The sequence below is a fragment of the Micromonospora sp. NPDC047644 genome (assembly GCF_040704315.1).
Classification (GTDB): Bacteria; Actinomycetota; Actinomycetes; order Mycobacteriales; family Micromonosporaceae; genus Micromonospora.
In genome coordinates this window covers 187,396-190,772 of record NZ_JBEYSY010000015.1, presented here as the reverse complement: position 1 = coordinate 190,772, position 3,377 = coordinate 187,396, and the positions used below count along the sequence as shown (strand labels likewise).

Here is a 3,377-nt window from a genome sequence, read left to right as displayed (position 1 = left end):
GAGGGAGGAGGCTGGGGGGGGGGGGCGTTCCGGGGGGGGGGGCCCCCGCGCCTATTGATCGTGCTCGCTCCTTGATGCGGGGCCCCCCCCCGGGGGGGAGCCCACTACTTCCTTGTTCGGGCGCGATCTTCGCCGGGTGGCCGGCGGGCAGGCCCGGCGGGGGAGGGTAGGACGCCGCGCGGCCGACGCGGGAGGGGTCCGACGCGGGAGGGTTCCGCCGCCGGGCGGCCGGTGTGGGGTGTCAGATGCCGCAGTTCGGCGCTGACCAGCCTCCGACCGCCGCCACGTGGGTGTGGTCGTTGTGATCGGGGTAGCCGGGGCCGAGGATCTGCCCGAAGCCGTGGTTGCGGGCCTGCTGCGCCAGCCGGCAGAACGACGGGGAGCCGACCAGGTCCACCCCGTCGCCGTACAGGTGTCGGCTGTTCGAGGCTCCGCCGACGGCGCTGTTGCAGGCGTAGCTGCGGAAGCTGCTGCTGATCGAGATGGCCACGTCGCCGAGGGCGTGCCGCATGGCCTGGAGCTTCCACATCGAGACGAGCGCGTTGAACCGGGCGGTGCTCGCCGAGACCGCGCCGCCGGACCAGTCGCTGTTGCACTTGTTCAGCTCGGGGTAGCTGAAGTTGGCCGGGGTGCAGTCGTCGTCCTGGAGGGCGTAGAGCCGGTTGAACGTCTGAGGGCCGGCGATGCCGTCGGCGGGCAGCCCGTACGCCTGCTGGAAGCGGATCACCGCCGACCGGGTGGCCGGGCCGTACGCGCCGTCGAGGGTGAGCACCGCGCCGTAGCCGGGGTAGCCGGCGACCCGGATCTGGAGTTGCCGGACATCCTCGCCGGACGCCCCCTGGGACAGGGTGCGTCCCCAGGTGTAGCAGCCGTCCGCCTGGGCCGCGCCGGCGGTGAGGGTGACGCCGGCCACTGTGGTGGCGGCGGTCATCGCCAGTGCCGCGAGGAATCTGCCGAGCCGTCGGTACATGGAACCCTCCATCAATGCATGGAAGTACATGGATGAACGGAAGTTTCATGCCTCCGCTCTGATCCGTCAAGAACTTGCAATGCCGGGTTTCCCCCGGCGGGTGTCGCGGCAGGCCGGCGGGGCTCCGTAGGATCGGCTCGTGACAGGGGTGGAACGGCACACGGACAGTGACGGCATGGCGGACGGTCTGGAGCGGCTCTGGACGCCGCACCGCATGACCTACATCTCCGGCGAGGACCGCCCGGCCGAGGGCTACGAGAAGCCCACCGGCTGTCCCTTCTGCCGAGGGCCGAAGCTGCCGCCGGAGGAGAGCCTGGTGGTGGCCCGGGGTGAGCATGTGTTCGCGGTGCTCAACCTCTACCCGTACAACCCGGGGCACCTGCTGGTCTGCCCCAACCGTCACGTGGCCGACTACACGGACCTGGACGTGGCGGAGACCACCGAGCTGGCGTCGTACACCCAGACCGCGATGCGGGTGATCCGCAAGGTCAGCAACGCCCACGGCTTCAACCTGGGCATGAACCAGGGCGGGGTGGCCGGTGCCGGCATCGCCGCCCACCTGCACCAGCATGTCGTGCCGCGCTGGGGTGGTGACGCGAACTTCATGCCGGTGATCGGCCGTACCAAGGTCCTGCCGCAGCTGCTCGGCGACACCCGCGACCTGTTCGCCCGCGCCTGGCCGTCCTGACCGCCGCCGGCCGCGCCGCGCCGGTCGCGCGACCTTCGCGCCGGTCCGGCTGGTCGGCGCGCAGCAGCGGGGTCAGCTCCAACCAGCCCTCCACCCGGGTGTACGCGGGGCCCGCGTGTCCGCCCACCGATCTGCTACGCCCCGATCCGCCGAAGGTGGCACGATCGGTCGATGGCAGTCACGACACGGGTGTTGGGGCGCAGCGGCATCGAGGTCAGCGCCCTCGGCATGGGGTGCTGGGCGATCGGCGGTCCCTGGGCGGAGGGGACCCAGCCGCTGGGCTGGGGCGCTGTCGACGACGACGAGTCGGTGCGGGCGGTACGCCGGGCACTCGATCTGGGCATCACCCTCTTCGACACCGCCGACACGTACGGAGCCGGACACGGTGAGCGGGTGCTCGGCCGCGCGCTCGCCGGTCGTCGCGACGACGCCGTGATCGCCACCAAGTGGGGTTACACCTTCGACGAGGCCGGCCGGCAGGCCACCGGCGAGGACGCGTCGCCCGGGTACCTGCGCACTGCCGTGACCGCCTCACTGCGCCGGTTGGGCACCGACCGGATCGACCTCTATCAACTGCACCTGGCCGATCTGTCGGTGCCGAGGGCGCAGGCGCTGATCGGGACCTGCGAGGACCTGGTGGCCGAGGGTCTGATCCGCGCGTACGGGTGGAGCACCGACCGCACCGACCGGGCTGCCGCGTTCGGGCACGCCGCCGCCGGTGCCACCGCGGTGCAACACGCCCTGTCGGTGCTGCGCGACGCCCCCGAGCTGCTGGCCGTCTGCGACAAGTACGACCTGGCGAGCGTCAACCGGGGCCCGCTCGGGATGGGGCTGCTCACCGGCAAGTACACGGCCGCGTCGACGCTGCCCCGCGACGACGTACGCGGACTGGCTCCGGGCTGGTTGGAGTGGTTCCGGGGTGGCCGGCCGGCACCGGAGTGGCTGCGGCGGGTCGGCGCGGTCCGTGCCGCGCTCACCGCCGACGGGCGCACCCTCGCCCAGGGCGCCTTGGGCTGGATCTGGGCGCGCAGCGGTCGCACCATCCCGATCCCGGGCTGCCGTACGGTCGCCCAGGTCGAGGAGAACGCCGCCGCACTGCACCGGGGCCCACTGCCGGCGGACCAGTTCGTCGAGGTGGAGCGTCAGCTCGCCGCCGTCCGCACCGCAGCCCTGCGCGACGCCGACCGCCCCCACTGGCCCCGCCCCATCCACCCCACAGTCCATCCGTAACCAGGCCGCGCAAAACACCCCCGGCCTCACCCACGGCGCGGGGGTGCTGCGCGCACTCTGCGCGCCTCGCGGTGCCGGTGCCGTGCTGCCCTGCGCTCTGCCGCCTCGCCGTGCCGTGCTGCCTCGCCGTGCCGTGCTGCCTCGACGTGCTGCCGTGCGCCCTGCCATCTCCTGCTGCCCCGCCCCGCGCCGTGCTAACTCGTGCCGCCTAGCGTCATGCCGCCTGATGTCGCCCCGCCCCGCTCCGCGTCGGCTGCCCCGTGTGGCCTCGCGCCGTGTCGCCGAGCGCTGCCCCGCCCTTCCCGCCCTGCCCGTGTCGATCATGGAGTTGTGGTGCCTCACAAAAAGGGCATCAATCAACCTTTCGCCCACCACAACTCCATGATCGATCCGAAGGCCTCATCAGCTTCCGTCGATCTTGCAGTTTCTGCGGTTACTTATGCCGCAACAGCGACATAACGGCAACAGGAAGTGCAAGATCGCTGGGGC

Annotated in this window: 3 protein-coding genes; 2 read left to right on the top strand and 1 reads right to left on the bottom strand. The window is 72.1% G+C overall.

What is annotated here, in order from left to right:
• Positions 1–241: 241 nt before the first annotated feature.
• Positions 242–982, bottom strand: coding sequence for a D-Ala-D-Ala carboxypeptidase family metallohydrolase (locus AB0877_RS24920; RefSeq protein WP_366611852.1), 741 nt, complete (start codon positions 980–982; stop codon positions 242–244).
• A 163-nt stretch (positions 983–1,145) separates the two neighbouring features.
• On the opposite strand from AB0877_RS24920, the gene AB0877_RS24915 reads away from it, so the two are divergent.
• A complete protein-coding gene (locus tag AB0877_RS24915) occupies positions 1,146–1,658 on the top strand; it encodes an HIT domain-containing protein (protein WP_366611864.1) in 513 nt (170 codons plus the stop codon).
• A gap of 171 nt (positions 1,659–1,829) precedes the next feature.
• Positions 1,830–2,888 carry an aldo/keto reductase gene (locus AB0877_RS24910; protein ID WP_366611850.1) on the top strand — a complete coding sequence of 353 codons (1,059 nt, stop codon included), beginning with the start codon at positions 1,830–1,832 and terminating at the stop codon, positions 2,886–2,888.
• The last annotated feature ends 489 nt before the right edge of the window (positions 2,889–3,377 follow it).

What these genes read in the sequence shown, in the direction of transcription:
- AB0877_RS24920 (WP_366611852.1), bottom strand. Translation starts at nt 982, where the DNA reads ATGGAGGGTTCCATGTACCGACGGCTCGGCAGATTCCTCGCGGCACTG.
- AB0877_RS24915 (WP_366611864.1), top strand. Translation starts at nt 1,146, where the DNA reads ATGGCGGACGGTCTGGAGCGGCTCTGGACGCCGCACCGCATGACCTAC.
- AB0877_RS24910 (WP_366611850.1), top strand. Translation starts at nt 1,830, where the DNA reads ATGGCAGTCACGACACGGGTGTTGGGGCGCAGCGGCATCGAGGTCAGC.